Raw genomic sequence first — 20019 nt, forward strand, 5'->3', positions numbered from 1 at the left:
TAGCCGACCGTGTCGTCACCGGAGAGATATTCTATATGTCGAAGCTCGCCATTATCGAACAGCTGGAAGCCAAGCGCGAGGCCGCGCGCCTGGGCGGTGGTCAGCGCCGTATCGACGCGCAGCATGCCAAGGGCAAGCTGACCGCGCGGGAGCGTCTGGAAGTCCTGCTGGACGAAGACAGCTTTGAAGAAGTCGACATGTATGTCGAGCATAACTGCGTCGACTTCGGCATGAACGAGCAGCATATTCCGGGCGACGGCGTGGTCACAGGATCGGGCACGATCAACGGCCGTCTGGTCTTCGTGTTCAGCCAGGATTTTACGGTCTATGGCGGTGCGGTATCCGAACGGCACGCCATGAAGATCTGCAAGATCATGGACATGGCGCTGAAGGTCGGCGCGCCCGTGATCGGCCTTAACGACTCCGGCGGCGCACGCATTCAGGAAGGCGTGGCTTCGCTCGCTGGCTATGCCGAAATCTTCCAGCGCAACGTGCTTGCCTCCGGCGTGGTGCCGCAGATCAGCGTGATCATGGGGCCGTGCGCTGGCGGCGCGGTCTATTCGCCTGCCATGACCGACTTCATCTTCATGGTGAAGGATTCGAGCTTCATGTTCGTCACCGGCCCCGATGTGGTGAAGACCGTCACCAACGAGATCGTGACGCAGGAAGAACTGGGCGGTGCGGTGACGCATACCACCAAGTCAGGCGTGGCGGACGTGGCGTTTGAGAATGATATCGAGGCGCTGCTGGCGACCCGTGATTTCGTGGACTTCCTGCCCGCGTCGAACAGGGAGCCGGTGCCCGAGCGACCGAGCGCTGATCCGTGGGACCGGATGGAAGAGAGCCTGGACACGCTGATCCCGGCCAATGCGAACCAGCCCTATGACATGCATGAGCTGATCCGCAAGGTCGTGGACGAAGGCGACTTTTTCGAGGTTCAGCCTGCTCATGCGGGCAACATCCTCTGCGGCTTCGGCCGGATCGAGGGCAAGACCGTCGGCATCATCGCCAACCAGCCGATGGTGCTTGCCGGGGTGCTCGACATAAACTCGTCCAAGAAAGCCGGGCGTTTCGTCCGCTTCTGCGATGCGTTCGAAATTCCGATCGTGACGTTCGTTGACGTGCCGGGCTTCCTGCCGGGGACCGCGCAGGAACATTCGGGCATCATCAAGCATGGCGCGAAGCTGCTGTTCGCCTATGCCGAGGCGACCGTGCCGAAGATCACCGTCATCACGCGCAAGGCCTATGGCGGCGCCTATGACGTTATGTCGTCCAAGCATCTGCGCGGCGACCTCAACTATGCCTGGCCGACCGCGGAAATCGCGGTGATGGGCGCGAAGGGCGCGGTCGAGATTATCTTCCGTGGCAAGACGCCCGAAGAGATTGCGGAAAAGACCAAGGAATATGAGGACCGCTTCGCCAATCCGTTCGTGGCGGCGAGCAAGGGCTTCATCGACGAGGTGATCCAGCCGCATTCGACCCGCAAGCGGATCGCTCTGGGCCTGCGCAAGCTGCGCAACAAGAGCCTCGAAAATCCGTGGAAGAAGCACGACAATATTCCGCTTTGATGGCTCGCAAGGTCGTCATCCCAGCGCAGGCTGGGATCTCAGGCGGCTTGGCTGGACCTTCAAGGCACGAGGCCCCAGCTTTCGCTGGGGTGACGAAGTAGGGAAGACGTGATGAAACTCGGTCGCTTGAACCATATCGGCGTGGCGACGCCTTCGCTGGAAGCGTCACTCGCTTATTATCGCGACGTCATGGGCGCGACGCTGACGCATGAACCGTTCGACCTGCCCGCGCAGGGGGTGAAGGTATGCTTCGTGGATACGCCGGGCGAAAATGGCACCGAAGGCACGCAGATCGAACTGATCGAACCTTTGGGTGAGAACAGCCCGATCCACGGCTTCATCGCCAAGAACCCGGCGGGCGGGCAGCATCATATGTGCTATGAGGTGCCCGACATTCACGAGGCCAAGGCTTGGTTCGAGGGGCTCGGAAAGAAGGTTCTGGGCGAGCCGCGCATCGGCGCGCATGGGACGTTGATCTTCTTCGTTCACCCCAAGGATATGAACGGGGTTCTGACGGAGATCATGGAGACGCCGAAAGAGGCGCATTGAATTCACCCCTCCCGCAGGCGGGAGGGGCAGCGAGACTTGGGTCTGCGCAGCAGGCCCTAGTCGCAGCGGGGTGGGCAGAGGCCCTCTCCAACTTCGGCTAGTCAGCCAAGCTGACAAGCCTGCGTATCCTCTCCCCTGAAGGGGCGAGGAAAGGAATGGAAACGATGACCGACAAGCCGACGCTGGATCAGTGGGCGACCGCCGCCGCCAAGGAAGTGAAGGGCAAGGATTTGAACTGGGAGACCCCGGAAGGGATCACCGTCAAGCCGCTCTATACTGCCGAAGACGTGACCGTCGACCCCGGTCTGCCCGGCTTCGCGCCCTTCACCCGTGGCGTGCGCGCATCCATGTATGCGGGGCGCCCCTGGACCGTCCGGCAATATGCGGGCTTCTCGACCGCCGAGGAATCCAACGCCTTTTACCGCCGCAATCTGGCCGCAGGGCAAAAGGGTCTTTCGGTCGCCTTCGATCTCGCCACCCATCGCGGCTATGACAGCGACCATCCGCGCGTCGTCGGCGACGTCGGCAAGGCGGGCGTGGCGATCGACACGATCGAGGATATGAAGATCCTGTTCGACGGCATTCCGCTCGACAAGATGTCGGTTTCCATGACCATGAACGGCGCGGTGATCCCGATCCTCGCCTTTTTCATCGTGGCGGGTGAGGAGCAGGGGGTCGAGCGCAAGCTGCTGGACGGGACCATTCAGAACGACATTCTGAAAGAGTTCATGGTCCGCAACACCTATATCTACCCGCCTGAACCGAGCATGCGGATCATCTCGGACATTTTCGGCTATACCAGCCGCGAGATGCCCAAGTTCAACAGCATCTCCATCTCCGGCTATCATATGCAGGAAGCCGGCGCGACGCAGGTGCAGGAACTGGCCTTCACCATCGCAGACGGCATTGAATATGTGAAATATGGGGTGGCTTCGGGCCTCGACATCGACAAGTTCGCCGGACGCCTCAGCTTCTTCTTCGCCATTGGCATGAACTTCTTCATGGAGATCGCCAAGCTGCGCGCGGCGCGTGTGCTGTGGCATCGCGCCATGACCAAGCTGGGAGCGCAGGACGAGCGCTCCAAGATGCTGCGCACGCACTGCCAGACGTCGGGCGTGTCGTTGACCGAGCAGGACCCCTATAACAACGTTATGCGCACCACCATCGAGGCGATGGCGGCGATGCTGGGCGGGACCCAGTCGCTGCACACTAATGCGCTGGACGAGGCGATCGCACTGCCGACCGACTTCTCCGCCCGCATCGCTCGCAACACGCAGATCGTCATCCAGGAAGAGACCGGCATGTGCAATGTCGTCGATCCGCTTGGCGGCAGCTATTATATCGAGGCGCTGACCCAGCAGTTGGTCGATGCCGCGCAGGAGATCATCGACCGCGTGGAAGCCGAAGGCGGGATGGCGAAGGCTGTCGGCGCTGGCTGGCCCAAGGCAATGATCGAAACCGCCGCCGCCGCCCGTCAGGCGAGGGTAGATCGGGGCGAGGACGTCATTGTCGGCGTCAACAAATATCGCCTCGCCAACGAAGACCTGCTGGAAACACTGGAAGTCGATAACACCAAGGTCCGCGAAGCGCAGATCGCCCGCATCAACCGGGTGAAGGCAGAGCGCGACGAAGCCAAGTGCCAGGCTGCACTGGAATCGCTGCGTCAGGCCGCCGCTGGTCCGCAGTCCATCGAAAACAACCTCCTCGCCCATGCCGTTGAAGCAGCGCGCGCCCGCGCCACGCTGGGCGAAATCTCCTCCGCCATGGAGGACAGCTTTGACCGCTACGGCACTGTCCCGACGCCGGTGAAGGGCGTCTATGGCAAGCCTTATGCGCAGGACAGCCGCTGGAAGCAGGTTCTTGACGGCGTGCAGGCCGTCGAGCGGCGCCTCGGTCGCAAACCGAAACTACTCATCGCCAAGATGGGACAGGACGGCCACGACCGGGGCGCCAACGTGATCGCGTCCGCATTTGGGGACATGGGCTTCGACATCGTGTCCGGCCCGCTGTTCCAGACGCCGGAGGAAACTGTGGTTCTGGCGCTGGACAGTGGCGTGGACGTGGTAGGCGCTTCGTCGCTGGCCGCAGGGCACAAGACGTTGATCCCCGAACTCATCCGCCAGCTGCGCGAAAAGGGCCGTAACGATATCAAGGTTATCGCGGGCGGCGTGATCCCCCCGCAGGATTACGACTATCTCCGTGACGCGGGCGTTCAGGGCATTTATGGACCGGGCTCCAACGTCGTGGAATGCGCCGCCGATGTGCTGCGCCTCCTCGGCCACAACATGCCCCCGGCGGGGCTGGAGGAAGCCGCTTGACCGAGACTGCTGCCCGCACCGACTGGACCCGCGACGAAATTGCCGCGCTGTTCGATCTGCCTTTCAACGACCTGATGTTCGAAGCGCAGTCGATCCATCGTGCGAATTTCCCGCGCAATGAAGTGCAGCTTTCGACGCTGCTGTCGATCAAGACGGGCGGTTGCCCGGAGGATTGCGGCTATTGCAGCCAGTCGACCGAGGCGGAAAGCGGCCTCAAAGCCACCAAGCTGATGGACGTGCAGGCCGTGCTACAGTCGGCGGCTCAGGCGAAGGACCATGGTTCAGGCCGGTTCTGCATGGGCGCGGCGTGGCGCAATCCCAAGGAACGGGACATGCCCAAGCTCATCGAAATGGTGAAGGGCGTGCGCCAGATGGGGATGGAAACCTGCATGACGCTGGGGATGCTGTCGTCCGATCAGGCGAAGCAACTCGCGGATGCCGGTCTCGATTATTACAACCACAATATCGACACTTCGCCGGAAAATTACGCCAACGTCATCACCACCCGGACCTTCGAGGACCGGATAGAGACGCTGGAAAATGTACGTTCGGCCGGCATCAATGTGTGCTGCGGCGGGATCGTCGGCATGGGCGAGACGCGCTCTGACCGCATTGGCTTCCTCCATGCGCTTGGCACGATGCCGCACCCTGAAAGCGTGCCGATCAACGCGCTGGTGCCGGTGGCCGGGACCGTGCTTGGCGATATGCTCAAGGACACGCCGCTCGCCAAGATCGATGAGGTGGAGTTCGTGCGCACTGTTGCAGTGGCGCGGATCGTCATGCCGCAATCGATGGTGCGCCTCTCGGCGGGCCGCGAGAGCATGAGCGAGGCCTGTCAGGCGCTCTGCTTCATGGCTGGGGCGAACAGCATCTTCACCGGCGACAAGCTGCTCACCGCAGCCAATGCCGGGGACGACAAGGATAGCGCGCTGCTTTCGAAGCTCGGGCTGACGCCAATGATGGCGCAGCCGCACGGGCATCTGGAGGCGGCGGAGTGAAGTTGCCAGTCCTGTGCACTGGACTATTCCCAATCGTGACCGCCTTCATCTTGAGCGGTTGTGAAGGGAAAGCGGACAACAGCTATACCCTTTACCGGAACTCCCCGCTGATGCTCTCCGAAAGAGTTCATTGGGCGACTTTCGATGCAAAGGAGGAAGGGGATTACAATCGTGGCAATTGCCTCATGGCATCACGGTTGTTGAACGCCAACGTGGAAGCGTTGGCCAAAGCTGAGCAAAAAGAGCCTGCTAAGGCTGGGTTCTGGTGTGAGGCCGGAAGCTACAAAGCGGAAGGCTCTGTTCCCTCAGCTTTTGAACGAGGCTTTCCAGCGAATTCCGACTCTCGATTGAGTTGGTAGCGCCAACTGCCTGCGGGCAATGATCAGTACTGGGGCAAGGACAGATAATGGCAATCACCAAGATCCTGATAGCGAACCGTGGCGAAATCGCATGCCGCGTCATGCGCACGGCGAAGAAGATGGGCATCAAAACCGTTGCGGTCTATTCCGATGCCGACGCGCGTGCACCCCATGTACTGATGGCCGACGAAGCGGTGCATATTGGCCCGTCGCCCGCCGCTCAGTCCTACCTGATTGCCGAGAAGATCATTCAGGCCTGTAAGGATACGGGCGCTGATGCCGTTCACCCCGGCTATGGTTTCCTGTCGGAGCGTGAGAGCTTCCGCAAAGCGCTGGACGCCGAGGGCATCATCTTCGTAGGCCCGCCCGCCAATGCCATCGCGGCGATGGGCGACAAGATCGAATCCAAGAAGCTTGCCATGGAAGCGGGCGTCAATGTCGTCCCCGGCTATGTCGGCGTGATCGAGGACACCGAACATGCCGTGAAAATCTCAAACGAGATCGGCTATCCGGTGATGATGAAGGCGTCGGCCGGCGGCGGTGGCAAGGGCATGCGCCTTGCTTACTCCGAACAGGACGTCCGCGAGGGCTTTGAAGCCACCAAGCGTGAGGGCCTGAACAGCTTCGGCGACGACCGCGTTTTTATCGAGAAGTTCATCGAAAGCCCGCGCCATATCGAAATCCAGATATTGGGCGATCAGCACGGCAACATCGTTTACCTCAATGAGCGCGAATGTTCGATCCAGCGCCGCCACCAGAAGGTGGTCGAGGAAGCGCCGTCGCCCTTCGTCAGCCCCGAAATGCGCAAGAAGATGGGCGAACAGTGCGTCGCTCTCGCTCGCGCGGTCGGCTATTTCAGCGCGGGCACGGTCGAATTGATCGTGTCGGGCGCGGACAAGACCGGCGATGGCTTCTACTTCCTGGAAATGAACACGCGGCTTCAGGTGGAGCATCCGGTCACGGAGGAAATCACCGGCCTCGACCTCGTCGAGCAGATGATCCGCGTCGCCAATGGCGAGGAACTGTCCTTCCGCCAGGAAGATGTGAAGATCAACGGCTGGTCGATCGAGAACCGCGTCTATGCCGAAGACCCCTATCGCGGCTTCCTGCCCTCCACCGGGCGCCTGATCCGCTACAACCCGCCTGAGACCGGCGACGGCGTGCGCGTGGATGACGGCGTGGTCGAAGGCGGCGAAGTGTCGATGTTCTATGACCCGATGATCGCCAAGCTCATCACCTGGGCGCCGACCCGTCTGGAAGCGATCGACAAGCAAATCGCGGCGCTCGACCAGTTCGAGATCGAAGGGCCGGGCCACAATATCGATTTCGTCTCGGCCCTGATGCAGCATGAGCGTTTCCGTTCGGGTAACATCACCACCGGCTTCATCGCGGAGGAATATCCGGAGGGCTTTACCGGTGCGCCTGCTTCCGAAACGCTGTTGAAGAAGCTTTCGGCGATTGGCGCGTTTGCAGCGATGGCGCAGGCCGATCGTGCCCGCCGCATCGATGGGCAGCTTGGCAAGAAGTTGCGCGCTCCCACCAACTGGCAGGTGAAGATCGGCGAGGCGGTCCACGACGTGGTCATCAACGGGGATGACGTCGCCGTTGATGGCGAAGCGATCGACCTGGCGCTGGAATATACGCCGGGTGACCGCCTGATCGAGGCGGAGTTTGGCGAGGAACTGCTGGCGGTGAAGATCGCGCCGGTTCGCTCCGGCTTCGTGCTGACGGCTCATGGCGCAAGCCACAAGCTGCGCATTTTGCCCGCCCATGCAGCGGTCCATGCCAAGCACATGATCGAAAAGATCCCGCCCGATCTGTCGCGCTTCCTGATCTGTCCGATGCCGGGCCTGCTCGTTGCATTGCACGTCAAGGAAGGCGACAAGGTCGAGGCCGGTCAGCCGCTCGCCGTGATTGAGGCGATGAAGATGGAAAATATCCTGCGCGCTGCCAAGGCGGGCGTGGTCAAGAGCGTGTCGGCGGCGCAGGGCGAAAGCCTGCCGGTGGACGCGATCATCCTGGAACTGGAATAGGAATTGGAGTTGGGTGCGGTGGGGATTGTCTCCTTTCCGCGCCCAAATCTTGTTGATGCCAAAACCCCGCGCTGCGTAAGCCGATAGGGGCTGCGTCAGGTTCGGTCTTTCAGGGTCCGATGGGCTGTCTGCGGTCGCATGAAGGGTTCAGCTCTCAGAGGCTGTCACGTCGGCAGTGCCGCTGACCCCGGAGCAAGAAGCCGCGCCCTTCGAAACCCTCGACGCCTGTACAGGATGCCGCTATCGCAACGGCGATGACCGCATTTACCGCTCCGCTGCGCCTTCGCCTCGATGGCGGCGCACTTGTGAATAACTGGCGCTGGTTGCAACGGCATAGCGGCGGCGCTGCATGTGGCGCTGCTATCAAGGCGAATGGATACGGCACCGGCGCGGTCGAGGTGATGCGCCGCCTGCTTGTCGCCGGTTGCCGGGACTTTTTCGTGTCGAACTGGGCTGAAGCGGCTTTGCTGGAGCCGATGCTACAGGATGGGATTAACCTGTCCGTGTTCCACGGCGTGCGCCGCGAGGATATGCAGACGGCGATCGCATCGCGCGCGCGGCCGGTCCTCTGCACGGCGGGTCAGATCGCGCGGTGGAAGGCGGCGGGCGGAGGCGCCTGCGACGTCATGGTTGACACGGGAATGAACCGGCTCGGGCTGGATTGGCGGAGTGACGTCGCCGCCGCTCTGGACGGGTTGACGGTCGATACGCTGCTCAGTCACCTGGCTTCGGCCGATGAGGATAGCGGGCTGAGCAAACTGCAACTTGATCGGTTCGGGGCATTGCAGGGTGAAGCTACCGCGCGCCGTCACAGCTTGGCGAACAGCGCGGGCATTTGCTTAGGCCAATCCTATGCCTTTGACCTGACGCGGCCGGGGCTGGCGCTTTATGGGGGCATTCCCAGAACCGAAGCGGCCGGAAACATCGCGCAGGTCGTCTTTCCACAGGCGCAGGTCCTGCAAAGGCGCCATGTGCCCGCAGGCGATGGCATCGGCTATAACGCGGTGCATATCGCCGAGCGCGACATGGAAATAGCTGTGTTGAACATCGGTTATGCGGACGGCTATTTGCGCTGCTTCTCCGGTCGAGGGATGGTTAGCGCGGGCGACGTTCAACTGCCGGTCGTGGGACGGGTTTCGATGGACCTCGTCGCGGTGGATGTCTCTGCGATGCCGTCAGTGTCGGAAGGGGATTGGCTCGACATCGCCTACGACTTGCCCGCGACCGCTACGCTATCCGGCCTGTCGCAATATGAATTGCTGACGGGCCTCGGTCCCCGTTACGATCGGCTCTGGGAATAAGGATGTGGTAGGCCGCCGAACTCGATCCGGCGGCCCAATTGCCAATTATCTTTCGATGCACATGGCAACGCCCATGCCACCACCGATGCAGAGGGTTGCAAGGCCCTTCTTCGCATCACGCTTCTGCATTTCATAAAGCAGCGTGGTCAGCACGCGCGCGCCCGACGCTCCAATCGGATGGCCGATGGCGATCGCTCCGCCGTTCACATTGACCTTTTCCGGGTCCCATCCCAGTTCCTGACCAACCGCTAGCGCCTGGGCCGCGAAAGCCTCGTTCGCTTCGATCAGGTCAAGGTCGGCCACCGACCAACCCGCCTTGGCAAGCGCGTTGCGCGACGCGGGGGCGGGGCCGATGCCCATGATCGCAGGATCAACCCCACAGGTAGCAAAGCCTGCGATGCGCCCAAGAATGGCAGTGCCCCGCTGGGCGGCATCGGCTGCGGTCATGAGGACGAGTGCGGCAGCGCCGTCATTGATGCCACTGGCATTGCCTGCGGTTACGCTGCCGTCCTTCTTGAACGCCGGGCGCAGGCTCTGCATTGCTTCCAGTGTAGCGCCAGCGCGAATATATTCGTCGGCATCGACGATGGTATCACCCTTGCGACCCTTCACGGTCACCGGGACGATCTCGTCCCTGAACCGGCCGGACGCCCGCGCGGCTTCCGCCTTGTTCTGGCTTGCCACGGCGAACTCATCCTGCGCTTCGCGGCTGATCTGATACCGCTCCGCCAGATTTTCGGCAGTGACGCCCATGTGGTAGTTGTTAAACGCATCGGTCAGGCCATCGTGCGTCATCGTGTCGATGAATGAGATCTGCCCCATCTTCGCGCCGCCACGCAGATATTGCGCATGGGGAGCGAGCGACATGCTTTCCTGCCCGCCCGCTATCATGATGCGGGCATCACCCGCCTTGATCGCCTGCGCCGCGAGCGCGACCGCGCGAAGACCCGAACCGCATAGCTGGTTGATGCCGATGGCCGTGCGTTCCACAGGTATTCCGGCGTTGACGGCGGCCTGACGCGCGGGGTTCTGCCCCTGCGCCGCACTCAGGACTTGGCCCAGTATGACCTCGTCGACTTCCTCCGCCGCAATCCCGGCCTGATTGAGCGCCGCGATGATGGCGGTGCGTCCCAACTCATGCGCAGGCGTGGACCCGAATGCGCCCATGAAACTGCCGACGGCGGTACGCTTTGCAGCGGTTATGACGATGTCTGACAAAATCCTGTCCTCGATGAAGGGTTTCGGCTCGGGGCTGCAATATCATCAACCTCCATGGGTTGAAAGCCATAGGGACAAAGGGTGCCAGAGGAGTTGAGGGGCGTTGCTTCCGACGATCATCCCGACATGGCCGAGTTGCAGTGTAAAACCATCGGCCAGTTCCGGCGCGGCGCTGGCCGGGACGATGCGGTCGGTGGCGGATCGGACGGAGAATGTCGGGCAGCGAAGGCTTTCAGGATCGACCGTTTTGCCATCGACTCGCCATTGCCGGTGGCCAGTGACATTGCTTCCGTAGAAGTTTTCGAACAGCTCCTGGCCCGCCGCGAAGGTCAGGGGCGATCCACCATTCGCCCAATCCTCCACGGCCAGGAAAGCGCGCTCCGCTTCAGAGCCTGGCTCCATTCCGGCGAATGCCGCATATTTCCGGATGGTGCGGGCCGGGTCCATCGCCCAGAAGCCCGATTGCAGCACTTCCATCGGCACATAGCCGAGCTGCTCGCTGGTGGCCTTCGCGCCACGCCAGAGCGATGCGATAAGGTTGCGGTCGGCATCGGGAAAGCCATCAAATTGCCACGGCGCCGCGATGGTGGCGACGGCCTTCGCCTCGGCAACCGCCGCAACCCCCAGAGCAAGGCTGCCCCCCAGGCAATAGCCGACGAGGATGGGCGGGTGGGGGAGCGATTCCAGCAGAGGAAGCAAGCGCTTCGTCACATGATGCTCAAGGTCGAGTTGCGCGTCCTCGGCACGGGGGCTGCCCCAATCGACCAAATAGGCGTCATGTCCTGCTGCGGCCATGTGGCGCAGCATGGATCGCCCTTCCGACAGGTCCAGAACCTGCGGCGGATTGATCAGCGAAGGGATGAAGACCACCGGCGCACGGCTATTTTCCGTGCCGTATCGCAGCAATCTGGCGCTTCCGGCTGCAGCAAAGACGGCGGGCGCCGGTGGCGGAGGCGGCCGGGTGGCGTGCTGATATTTGCGCAGACCTTGGAAAGCTGCCCGTCGCAGATCAGGGTCATGCTCCGTTTCCCGCCATAAAATGTCGAGAAAGAGGGGCAATGGGCGAGGGCCATGTTGCGGTGCGGCAACGCCTTGTGCTAATGCGGAAAGTGCAGGTGTGGGAGAGGAATCCATGGCCAAAACCAAGACCGCCAATGAATCAGAGCCGGTCGTTATCAAGAAATATGCGAACAGGCGTCTCTATAACACGGAAACGTCCAGTTACATCACCCTTGATCTGCTGTCGCAAATGACTCGTGAGGGGCGCGAGTTCGTGGTCGTGGATGCCAAGACCGGGGAGGACATTACGCATAATGTCCTCACGCAGATCATCATGGAGGAAGAGCAGCGGGGCAAGAACATGCTGCCCGTCAACTTCCTGCGCCAGCTGATCGCCATGTATGGCGATTCCATGCAGTCCATGGTGCCGCAATATCTGGAAGCGTCCATGGACGCGTTCCGCAAGAACCAGATGCAGTTCCAGGAAGCGATGAAGGGCGCCTTTGGCGGCGGTCCGCTGGCGGAGATCGCGAAGCGCAACATGCAGATGATCGAAGCCGCTGCGAATGCCTTTGGCAACGTGCCCGGAATGCCCACCATGCCGGGAATGCCGGGCGCGCCTACTCCTGCGCAGCCCGCTTCCGAAAGTAGCAAGGATGACGAGATCGCGAATTTGAAGGCGCAGCTTTCCGCCCTCAATGCGAAGATCGACAAGCTGGGCTGAACCCGCGCGTTCGGGGTCGACGGGACGGCGCGCTTCGCCTATGGCGCGCCATCCTTTAAGTCGAAGAACAAGGCCGGACCCGTGAAGCACGCCCTTTCCGTTACCCGCGAACAGGATTTCGCCGCCTGGTATCAGGCCGTCGTCAGCGAAGCCGATATGGCCGAGGAAAGCGGCGTTCGCGGCAGCATGGTCATCCGGCCATGGGGCTATGGCATCTGGGAACGCATCCAGAAGTTGCTGGATGAACGGATCAAGGCAACCGGCCACGAAAACTGCTATTTCCCCCTCTTCATCCCGCTTTCCTATTTCGAAAAGGAAGCGGAGCATGTTGACGGCTTTGCCAAGGAAATGGCGGTCGTCACGCATCACCGCCTGATCCAGAAAGACGGCAAGCTGGTGCCTGATCCGGAGGCAAAGCTGGAGGAACCGCTGGTGGTTCGTCCGACTTCGGAGACGGTTATCGGCGCGGCCTTCTCACGCTGGGTGCAGAGCTGGCGCGACCTGCCGGTGCTGATCAACCAATGGGCCAATGTCGTTCGCTGGGAAATGCGCACGCGCATGTTCTTGCGCACCGCCGAGTTCCTCTGGCAGGAAGGGCATACGGCGCACGCCACCGTCGATGAGGCGATGGAAGAGACGATGAAGATGCTGGAGGTCTATCGCAGCTTCGCGGAGGAATGCGTTGCGCTCCCGGTGGTCGCTGGCGAGAAGCCGGAAAATGAGCGCTTTCCCGGCGCTGTCGCGACCTATTCCATCGAAGCGATGATGCAGGACGGCAAGGCGCTTCAGGCGGGCACGTCGCATTTCCTCGGCACGACTTTTTCGCGGGCGCAGAACATCAAGTTCCAGAATGCGGAAGGGCAACAGGAGCTGGCGCAGACGACCAGTTGGGGTATGTCGACCCGCATGATCGGCGGCCTCATCATGGTGCATGGCGACGATGACGGCCTGCGCGTGCCGCCGCGTCTGGCACCCTATCAGGTCGTGGTCGTCCCGATGCTGCGCGACAATGACGAGGATGCCGCGATCCTGGAGTATTGCGCCGATCTGGTCGCCGAGTTGAACAAGCAGGACGTATTCCGCGAGCCCGTCCGCGCGCTTCTGGACAAGCGACCCGCCAAGGCCGCCAACAAGCGCTGGGGCTGGGTGAAGAAGGGCGCGCCGATCGTCATCGAAGTGGGCGGCCGCGATGTTGCGGGCGGGAACGTATCGGTTCTGCGCCGTGACCGGCTGTATCGGGAGGACGGGAAGCTCGACAGCCAGATCGTCGCAAAGGGCGATTTCCTGAGCGCGGCGACCGGCATGCTGGAGGAGATTCAGCAGGCGCTCTTCGCCGACGCCCAGTCGCGGCTGCATGGGAATATCGACAAGTCGATTGCGTCGCTGGATGCGCTCAAAGCCCATTTCGCTGCGAGCAAGAAGCAGGGCTGGGCGCTGGTGCAATGGGCCAAGCCCACGGGTCCGGCGCTCGATAAGGTGATCGAGTGGCTGAAGGGCGAGAAGCTGACGCTGCGCAACGTGCCGCTGGATGCGGACGCTGCTGATGGTGCGTGCATCTTCACCGGCGAGAAGGCGGTGGAGCGAGTCTTGGTAGGGCGTTCTTACTAATCAATCTCCCTCCCGCAGGCGTTCAAACGAGGCGCGTGACTCGTTTGAAGGATCAAGGGGTGGGGCCTCCGAAGGAGGCTCGCTACTCTCGCACCCACCCCAACCCCTCCCTTAAAAGGGAGGGGCTTTATGTTAGTTACAGCACATATTTGCTGAGGTCAGTGTTGCGCGCCACTTCGCTCAGCTGCTTCTCGACATAGGCCGCATCGACCACCAGAGTCTCGCCCTGACGATCCTCCGCATCAAAGCTCACATCTTCCAGCAGCTTTTCCATGACCGTCTGGAGGCGGCGGGCGCCGATATTCTCGATCTCGCCGTTCACCTCGGCGGCGATCTTCGCGACCGCGCGAATACCGTCGGGCGTGAGGTCGATCGTGACGCCTTCCGTCGCCAGCAGTGCGCGATATTGCGCAACAAGGCTCGCCTTGGTGTCTGACAGGATTGAGACGAAATCATCCTCCGTCAGCGCCTTTAGTTCGACGCGGATCGGCAGGCGGCCCTGAAGCTCCGGCAGGAGGTCGCTGGGCTTCGCGACGTGGAAAGCGCCCGATGCGATGAACAGGATGTGGTCCGTCTTTAGCGGCCCATATTTTGTCGAGACCGTCGTGCCCTCGATCAACGGCAACAGGTCGCGTTGCACGCCTTCGCGACTGACCGAGCCACCGCGCACGTCGCTGACGGCGATCTTGTCGATCTCATCGAGGAAGACGATGCCATTCTGTTCAGCGCTTGCGATGGCGACGCGGGCAACATCGTCCTGATCCAGCCGCTTGTCCTGCTCTTCCTCGACCAGCTTGTCCCAAGCCTCGGCCACGCGCAGCTTGCGACGCTTCTTCTGGGTCTGGCCGAATGCCTTTGACATCATGTCGGACAGGTTGATCATGCCGATCTGGCCGCCCATGCCGGGGATTTCCATCGGCATGGAGGGGCTGTCGGCGACTTCCACCTCAACCTCGACATCATTCATCTGGTCGTTTTCAATCCGCTGACGGAAGGAGAGGCGGGTCGCCTCGCTCGCTTCCTTGCCGGTGAGGGCATCGAGCAGACGGCTCATCGCCGCCTCCGACGCGGCTTCGCGTACGGCTTCGCGGCGGCGATCCTTTTCCAGACGTACCGCTTCCTCTACCAGATCGCGCACGATCTGTTCCACATCGCGGCCAACATAGCCGACTTCGGTGAACTTTGTGGCTTCAACCTTGACGAACGGGGCATCGGCGAGCTTGGCAAGGCGGCGGCTGATCTCGGTCTTGCCGCAGCCGGTGGGGCCGATCATCAGGATATTCTTCGGCGTCACCTCATCGCGCAGGTCGGGCGAGAGGCGCTGCCGACGCCAGCGGTTGCGCAGCGCCACGGCAACGGCGCGTTTGGCATCGGCCTGACCGATGATGTGCGCATCGAGAGCGGAAACAATGGCTTTTGGGGTCAGATTGTCGTTCATCTTCTTCTCACTCCCCTCCCGCAAGCGGGAGGGGCCGGGGGTGGGGGGCGATTGCGAAAGCAATCGACTTCAACTTTTAGGGATAGGGAAAATGCCCACCCCAACCCCTCCCGCCTGCGGGAGGGGCTTTACATCAAGTCACGCTCGCCAATTCTTCGATCACAAGCTGATCGTTGGTATAGACGCAGATATCCGCCGCCACGGCCATAGCCTTACGCGCAAGCGTCTCTGCATCTTCCTCATACTCCACCAGCGCGCGGGCCGCTGCGAGCGCGAAATTGCCGCCTGATCCGATAGCCGCCACGCCGCCAACCGGCTCCAGCACATCGCCATTACCCGTCAGGATCAGCGTCACTTCCTTGTCGGCGACGATCATCATCGCTTCCAGATTGCGGAGATATTTGTCCGTGCGCCAGTCCTTCGCCAACTCCACCGCAGCGCGCATCAACTGCCCATTGTGCCGTTCCAGCTTCGCTTCAAGGCGTTCGAACAGGGTGAAGGCGTCGGCCGTGGCCCCCGCAAAACCGCCGATGACGGAACCGTCATGCAGCCGACGAACCTTGCGGGCGTTAGGCTTCATCACCGTTTGACCCATGGAAACCTGGCCGTCACCGGCCACGATCACCTTCCCATTTTTTCGTACGGACATGATGGTGGTGCCGTGCCAGACGGGCATGGCGGAGGAGCGTTGGTCGTTCATGGCGCGGCATATGGGTGCGAATGGGCTACCGCGCAAGCATAGTAGCGGAGGGCGTTGGATCGTGTCATTTTCTGGACAGATTTATGACAATCCATTCAGGAACCGATCTCGGTCAATTGACTTTGTGCAGAGCAGCAAAGATCATGTCCGGACGGTGAGTGGGAGGAAATTTCACATGTCTCTGAAAGCCAGAGCGCGAGAGAAGGTCGAGCGGGCAGGGATTTCCAACTATACCTTCGACCATGACGTCCTTGTGATGTGCGGCGTCCGCTACACCATCGCGGCATGCAACTGCGGCCAGCCGGATTGCGATGGCGTGAAACTGGAAAGAAGCGCGGCCATGACTAACCGCGTCCTCCAATAATCGGTGTGAAGGTAGGGCCGATCTGTCCTTACATCGCCCTCTCACCGGCCCGACCGACCGATTCAATGTCCCGGCCAACGCCCTTGACGGTGTTGCAGGCCGCCAAGCTGGTGAGAAGAAGCCCAGTGATCATGAGGGCAATGGTCTGACGCATCGATAGTCACTCCCTGTATCGTTCCTGCCACTAAACTTTCATGCTTAAAAGGCAATGAGTGCAATTTGCAACTCCCCGTCTAAGCTCGTCTTGACAGGAGCCGTGGCCGATGCCAATGGCCGCATCCTCCTTTCAGGGGGCGCGTAGCTCAGCGGTAGAGCACACCCTTCACACGGGTGGGGTCACAGGTTCAATCCCTGTCGCGCCCACCATGATCTCCTTAGGTCATGGTGAGAAAGATTATGTCCCTACATTGATCTTTTCGTCCGCTCCGCGTTAACTCGCGGCGATACATCCGGCTGTCTTGGCCGAGGCGAAAGGATAAAAATGTCCTCATTGTTGAAGGGCAGCGCAGCCGCTGTGGCACTGCTGGCAAGTGCTGCAATCCCGGTTGCCGCACAACAGCAACTGACGCTGGAGCGCATCTTCGCCAATCCCGACCTGTCGGGGCCTCAGCCGCGAGCTCTGAAACTCTCGCCAGATGGCAAGCTTGTCACGTTGCTCAAGCCCCGCCCGGACGAGAAGGAACGGCTGGACCTTTGGGCCATCGACAGCGCGACTGGGGCTGAGCGCATGCTGGTGGATTCAAGGAAGACCGGCAGCGGCGCCGAACTTTCCGAAGCGGAAAAGATGCAGCGCGAGCGGGATCGGTCGGTCGCGGGCAGCACCGGGATCGTCAGCTATGACTGGGCTCCCAATGGCAGGAGCATCCTCGTCCCGGTGGATGGCGATCTTTACCTTGCATCGCTCGATGGCGAGGTGTCGCGCCTGACCAACAGTCCTACCAGTGAATTGAATGGCGTGGTCAGTCCCAAGGGCGGCTTTGTATCCTTCGTACGCGACGGCAACCTCTTCGTGCAGCCGATCGGCGGGCGGGAGTTGCAAGTGACGCAGGGGGCGAGTGACACGGTCAGCTGGGGCGTGGCCGAGTTCGTGGCGCAGGAGGAAATGGACAGGCGGACCGGCTATTGGTGGTCGCCTGACGACCAGTTGATCGCGGTTGCTCGCGTGGATGAAGGACCGGTCGGTATCGTCACCCGCACCGCAATCGGCGGCGAAGGCACGAAAGTCTATCAGCAACGCTATCCCGCGGCGGGGACACCCAACGCGCTGGTCGACCTTTATGTCATGCGGCCGGATGGCAGTGGCCAAGTGAAGGTCGACCTTGGCGATGACAGCGACATCTATCTGGCGCGGGTCGATTGGTCCAAGGACGGTCGGACCCTTTACGTCCAGCGCCAGACCCGTGACCAGAAGCGGCTCGATCTGCTGGCGGTCGATCCCGCGACGGGCAAGTCCAGGATCGTCCTGACCGAAAGGGCGAAAAGCTGGATCAACCTCAGCAATAACTTCAAGCCGTTGGATGACGGCAGCTTCCTGTGGTGGTCGGAGAAGACGGGGCACGGCCATCTCTACCATGTTCGCGGCGGCAAGTGGGTCGCGCTGACCAGTGGCACATGGGAAGTGCGGGACGTGGTGGCGGTAGATGAACGGCAGGGCACCGTCTATTTCACCGGCAATCGCGAAACGCCTTTGGAGCAGCAGCTTTACGCTGCCGCCCTGTCTGGAAAGGGGCCGTTGCGGCAATTGACCAGCAATGGCTGGTGGAACGATGCGGTGATGGACAGCGGCGCAACGTATCTGGTGATCTCTCGCAGCAACACGGACCAGCCCAAGCAGGTCTATCTGGCCGATGGCAGCGGCAAGCGGCTTCGGTGGCTGTCAGAAAATGCCATGACCGGGGATCACCCCTATGCCCCCTACCTCGCCAGCCATGCAAATACGCGCTTCGGCACTATCAAGGCGGCGGACGGATCAACGCTCTATACACGGATCATGACCCCGCCGCTGGAGCCGGGCAAGCAATACCCCGTCTTCATGCTGCATTATGGAGGGCCGGGGGCGGGGAGGGTCGTCACTAACCAATGGGGATCGCCCATCTATCAATATCTGGTGGATCGCGGCTGGATCGTCTTTGCCATCGATAATCGCGGCACCCCGGATCGCGGCAAGGCGTTCGAGGACCAACTCTACCGGGCGATGGGAACGGTCGAGGTCGATGACCAGTTGAAGGGCGTCGAGTGGCTGAAATCCCAGCCCTATGTCGATCCGCAGCGGATCGCGACCTATGGTTGGTCCTATGGCGGCTATATGTCGGTCAAGCTGCTGGAAAAGGCGCCAGGCCTGTTCTCGGCTGCGATCGCGGGCGCTCCCGTTACACGCTGGGAGCTTTACGACACACATTATACCGAGCGTTATCTGGGCAAGCCACAGGATCGGCCGAGCGCCTATCCCTCGGCCGGAGCCGTCGATGACGCTGCCAGCATCACGGACCCGATGCTGCTGATCCATGGCATGTCCGATGACAATGTCGTGTTCGACAACGCTACCGCCCTGATGGCCCGGATGCAGGCTGCTGCCGTGCCGTTCGAGATGATGGTCTATCCCGGCCAGACACACCGCGTGGGCGGCCCCGGCATCAGCATCCACCTGTGGCGCACGATCGAGGATTTCCTCCGCCGCAACGGAACCGCGCCCGACGAGCCGCAGCCGGGTAAATAAAGGCTATCGGCGCGCAAAGCTGCTTCATGCTGGACAATTGCCGGGACAACGTTATGGCGCCCACTCCGCAATTTTGCATGGAGTGGAGTCTTTAGTCATGGGTTACAAGGTCGTCGTCGTTGGTGCCACGGGCAATGTGGGCCGCGAAATGCTGACCATTCTCGCCGAGCGCGAGTTCCCGATTGACGAGATCGCGGCGGTCGCATCGCCCCGGTCGCAGGGCACCGAAATCGATTTCGGTGACACTGGCAAGACGCTCAAAGTCAAAAATATCGAACATTTCGACTTCACGGGCTGGGACATCGCCCTGTTCGCCGCTGGCTCCGGCCCGACGGCTGAATATGCGCCCAAGGCGGCTGCGGCTGGCTGCGTGGTGATCGACAATTCGTCGCTTTATCGCATGGACCCCGATGTCCCGCTGATCGTGCCCGAAGTGAACCCGGACGCGATCGATGGCTACAAGAAGAAGAACATCATCGCGAACCCGAACTGCTCGACCGCGCAGATGGTCGTGGCCTTGAAGCCGCTGCATGACGCCGCGAAGATCAAGCGTGTCGTCGTTGCGACCTACCAGTCGGTGTCCGGCGCGGGCAAGGAAGGCATGGACGAGCTGTTCGAACAGTCGCGCAACATCTTCGTCGGTGATCCGGCCGAGCCCAAGAAGTTCACCAAGCAAATCGCCTTCAACGTGATCCCGCACATCGACAGCTTCCTGGACGATGGTTCGACCAAGGAAGAATGGAAGATGGTCGCGGAAACCAAGAAGATCCTCGATCCCAAGGTGAAGGTCACGGCGACCTGCGTGCGCGTGCCCGTGTTCGTCGGCCACTCCGAGGCGCTGAACATCGAGTTCGAGAACGAGATTTCGGCCAAGGAAGCCCAGGACATCCTGCGTGAAGCGCCGGGCGTGATGCTCGTCGACAAGCGCGAGGATGGCGGATACGTCACCCCCGTCGAGTGCGTTGGCGACTATGCGACCTTTGTCAGCCGCGTCCGCGAGGATTCGACCATCGAAAATGGCCTGAACCTCTGGTGCGTCAGCGACAACCTCCGCAAGGGCGCTGCGCTTAATGCCGTGCAGATCGCTGAACTGCTGGGCCGTCGTCACCTGAAGAAGGGCTGAGGC

General features: G+C 61.5%; 17 protein-coding genes and 1 tRNA gene. 13 read left to right on the forward strand and 5 right to left on the reverse strand.

Going from position 1 to position 20019, the window contains the following annotated elements; all coding sequences use genetic code 11:
- Nucleotides 1–35 precede the first annotated feature (35 nt).
- From ACZ5TB_RS04180 to alr, 7 genes are all read left to right on the forward strand, one after another.
- Nucleotides 36–1568 carry an acyl-CoA carboxylase subunit beta gene (locus ACZ5TB_RS04180; RefSeq protein WP_464792482.1) on the forward strand — a complete coding sequence of 511 codons (1533 nt, stop codon included), beginning with the start codon at nucleotides 36–38 and terminating at the stop codon, nucleotides 1566–1568.
- Nucleotides 1569–1679: 111 nt separating this feature from the next.
- Nucleotides 1680–2117 carry a methylmalonyl-CoA epimerase gene (gene mce / locus ACZ5TB_RS04185; RefSeq protein WP_097091519.1) on the forward strand — a complete coding sequence of 146 codons (438 nt, stop codon included), beginning with the start codon at nucleotides 1680–1682 and terminating at the stop codon, nucleotides 2115–2117.
- A gap of 164 nt (nucleotides 2118–2281) precedes the next feature.
- On the forward strand, nucleotides 2282–4435 hold the full coding sequence (gene scpA, locus ACZ5TB_RS04190) for a methylmalonyl-CoA mutase (RefSeq protein WP_464792123.1): 2154 nt from the start codon (nucleotides 2282–2284) through the stop codon (nucleotides 4433–4435).
- Nucleotides 4432–5433, forward strand: coding sequence for a biotin synthase BioB (gene bioB / locus ACZ5TB_RS04195; protein WP_464792124.1), 1002 nt, complete (start codon nucleotides 4432–4434; stop codon nucleotides 5431–5433). The genes scpA and bioB overlap by 4 nt, the downstream gene beginning before the upstream one ends.
- Nucleotides 5434–5468: 35 nt before the next feature.
- Complete coding sequence (locus tag ACZ5TB_RS04200; RefSeq protein ID WP_464792125.1) at nucleotides 5469–5792, forward strand: hypothetical protein; 324 nt, start codon at nucleotides 5469–5471, stop codon at nucleotides 5790–5792.
- A 47-nt stretch (nucleotides 5793–5839) separates the two neighbouring features.
- Nucleotides 5840–7825 carry an acetyl-CoA carboxylase biotin carboxylase subunit gene (locus ACZ5TB_RS04205; RefSeq protein WP_464792126.1) on the forward strand — a complete coding sequence of 662 codons (1986 nt, stop codon included), beginning with the start codon at nucleotides 5840–5842 and terminating at the stop codon, nucleotides 7823–7825.
- A gap of 254 nt (nucleotides 7826–8079) precedes the next feature.
- Complete coding sequence (alr, locus tag ACZ5TB_RS04210) at nucleotides 8080–9126, forward strand: alanine racemase (RefSeq protein WP_464792127.1); 1047 nt, start codon at nucleotides 8080–8082, stop codon at nucleotides 9124–9126.
- Between the two features lie 45 nt (nucleotides 9127–9171).
- On the opposite strand, the gene ACZ5TB_RS04215 is transcribed toward alr, so the two are convergent.
- Nucleotides 9172–10344 carry an acetyl-CoA C-acetyltransferase gene (locus ACZ5TB_RS04215; RefSeq protein ID WP_464792128.1) on the reverse strand — a complete coding sequence of 391 codons (1173 nt, stop codon included), beginning with the start codon at nucleotides 10342–10344 and terminating at the stop codon, nucleotides 9172–9174.
- Between the two features lie 45 nt (nucleotides 10345–10389).
- The gene (locus ACZ5TB_RS04220; protein ID WP_464792129.1) at nucleotides 10390–11478 is read right to left on the reverse strand and encodes an alpha/beta fold hydrolase; all 1089 of its coding nucleotides are present in this window, start codon (nucleotides 11476–11478) and stop codon (nucleotides 10390–10392) included.
- Between ACZ5TB_RS04220 and phaR the strand changes: the two genes are divergently transcribed.
- Nucleotides 11477–12067, forward strand: a complete 591-nt coding sequence (gene phaR, locus ACZ5TB_RS04225; protein ID WP_464792130.1) for a polyhydroxyalkanoate synthesis repressor PhaR — start codon at nucleotides 11477–11479, stop codon at nucleotides 12065–12067. The genes ACZ5TB_RS04220 and phaR overlap by 2 nt on opposite strands.
- An 81-nt stretch (nucleotides 12068–12148) precedes the next feature.
- Nucleotides 12149–13675 (forward strand): proline--tRNA ligase, encoded by a 1527-nt coding sequence (gene proS, locus ACZ5TB_RS04230; protein WP_464779516.1) that lies wholly within the window; start codon nucleotides 12149–12151, stop codon nucleotides 13673–13675.
- A gap of 136 nt (nucleotides 13676–13811) precedes the next feature.
- On the opposite strand, the gene hslU is transcribed toward proS, so the two are convergent.
- On the reverse strand, nucleotides 13812–15113 hold the full coding sequence (hslU, locus tag ACZ5TB_RS04235; protein WP_464779517.1) for an ATP-dependent protease ATPase subunit HslU: 1302 nt from the start codon (nucleotides 15111–15113) through the stop codon (nucleotides 13812–13814).
- Between the two features lie 133 nt (nucleotides 15114–15246).
- Entirely contained in the window at nucleotides 15247–15789 is a 543-nt protein-coding gene (gene hslV, locus ACZ5TB_RS04240; RefSeq protein WP_464789144.1) for an ATP-dependent protease subunit HslV, read from the reverse strand.
- Nucleotides 15790–15988: 199 nt separating this feature from the next.
- Between hslV and ACZ5TB_RS04245 the strand changes: the two genes are divergently transcribed.
- Nucleotides 15989–16177, forward strand: coding sequence for a hypothetical protein (locus ACZ5TB_RS04245; RefSeq protein WP_449472385.1), 189 nt, complete (start codon nucleotides 15989–15991; stop codon nucleotides 16175–16177).
- A 28-nt stretch (nucleotides 16178–16205) separates the two neighbouring features.
- Here the strand turns inward: ACZ5TB_RS04245 and ACZ5TB_RS04250 are convergent, their stop codons facing one another.
- Complete coding sequence (locus ACZ5TB_RS04250; protein WP_097091531.1) at nucleotides 16206–16331, reverse strand: entericidin A/B family lipoprotein; 126 nt, start codon at nucleotides 16329–16331, stop codon at nucleotides 16206–16208.
- A gap of 137 nt (nucleotides 16332–16468) precedes the next feature.
- On the opposite strand from ACZ5TB_RS04250, the gene ACZ5TB_RS04255 reads away from it, so the two are divergent.
- From ACZ5TB_RS04255 to ACZ5TB_RS04265, 3 genes are all read left to right on the forward strand, one after another.
- Nucleotides 16469–16543 (forward strand) — tRNA-Val (locus ACZ5TB_RS04255).
- Nucleotides 16544–16658: 115 nt separating this feature from the next.
- Complete coding sequence (locus ACZ5TB_RS04260; protein ID WP_464792131.1) at nucleotides 16659–18893, forward strand: S9 family peptidase; 2235 nt, start codon at nucleotides 16659–16661, stop codon at nucleotides 18891–18893.
- A gap of 97 nt (nucleotides 18894–18990) precedes the next feature.
- Nucleotides 18991–20016 carry an aspartate-semialdehyde dehydrogenase gene (locus ACZ5TB_RS04265; RefSeq protein ID WP_464792132.1) on the forward strand — a complete coding sequence of 342 codons (1026 nt, stop codon included), beginning with the start codon at nucleotides 18991–18993 and terminating at the stop codon, nucleotides 20014–20016.
- The last annotated feature ends 3 nt before the right edge of the window (nucleotides 20017–20019 follow it).

The sequence above is a fragment of the Sphingobium sp. TomTYG74 genome (assembly GCF_055393875.1).